The sequence below is a fragment of the Pseudomonas serbiensis genome (assembly GCF_030580745.1).
In the GTDB taxonomy this organism is placed as follows: Bacteria; Pseudomonadota; Gammaproteobacteria; order Pseudomonadales; family Pseudomonadaceae; genus Aquipseudomonas; species Aquipseudomonas serbiensis.
In genome coordinates this window covers 1-1,296 of the sequence record NZ_JAUQOO010000056.1, presented here as the reverse complement: position 1 = coordinate 1,296, position 1,296 = coordinate 1, and the positions used below count along the sequence as shown (strand labels likewise).

General features: G+C 65.1%; 1 pseudogene. It reads left to right on the top strand.

Annotation, left to right across the window (positions count from 1 at the left end):
- Positions 1-1,296 (top strand): annotated as a pseudogene (locus tag Q6A51_RS27255) (adhesin); the annotation flags it as partial.

Here is a 1,296-nt window from a genome sequence, read left to right as displayed (position 1 = left end):
GCCCTCGACAACCAGGCTGGCACCCTGGGGGCCGGCCTGGGTCTGAACCTGCAGGCCGCGAGCCTGGATAACCGCCTGGCCGGTGCCGTGCTCACCGATGGCCAACTCGATATCACCCTGACCGGCACTCTGGATAACCGCAGCGGCGGGCAGGTGCAGGCCAAGGGCATCCTCAACCTGACCAGCCAGGTTCTGAACAATCAGGGCGGCCGGGTAGTGGGGCAGGACCTGCTGACCGTGAACAGCGACAGCGCGATCAACCGCGGCGGGGTGATCCGTTCCGACAAGCTGATGACGCTGCTGATCGGTGACCTCGACAATAGCCAGACCGGTTTGAGCGCCGTGCAGAAGGGCGGTATCACCAGCCAGGCCGGGCTTGAATTCACCGGCACCCAGTTGAATAACCAGAACGGCCTGCTCAACGCCGTGGGCGTGATGACGTTGCAGGCCGACACGGTGCTCAACGGCCAGGGCCGCATCGCCAGCCAGAACAACCTGAGCGCCACCGTCGACAGCCTGACCCAGCAAGGCGGCGAACTGGTGGCCCAGGGCACCCTGACCTTGACCGGCACGACCCTGGATAACGGGGTCGGTGGTCTGGTAGGCGCCACAAAAGCGCTGAAACTCGAGGTCGACGACATCGACAACCGGGCCGGTGAAATTTCCAGCCAGGTGGGCGTGGAACTGATCGGTGAACAACTCGATAACAGTGACGGCGGCAAGGTGCTGGCCGGTACGGCGCTGCAACTGATCGTCGAGCGGGTGATCAACGAGAACAAGGGCCTGCTGTTCGGCCAGACCCTGACCCTGGACGGCAAACGCCTGGACAACGCCGGCGGCACCCTGGCCAGCCAGCAGGCCCAGACGCTGATCCTGAGCGGCGCACTGGATAACCGCGCCGGTTTGATCAGCAGTGAAGCGGCGTTGACGGTCAAGGCCGCTTCCCTGGACAACACACGGGGCACGCTGTCCAGCGCCGGGGCGCTCAAGGTCACCACCGACGGCGAACTGATCAACCAGACCGGCTCGATCACCACCGACGCGGCCCTGACCGTGGTCAGCGCCAGCCTGGACAACCGCGAAAAAGGCAAACTCTCCGGCCTGGGCGCCACCACCGTCACCACCGGTGCCTTCGACAACAGCCAGGGCGGGCAACTGACCAGCAGCGACACCCTGGAACTGATTGCCGGTGAAGTCATCAACCAGAGCGCGGGCCGTATCGCCAGTGCGCTGGCCCTGACCGCCAGCGTCACAAGCCTGGATCAGCAGGGCGGCGAACTGTTCAGCAACACCACC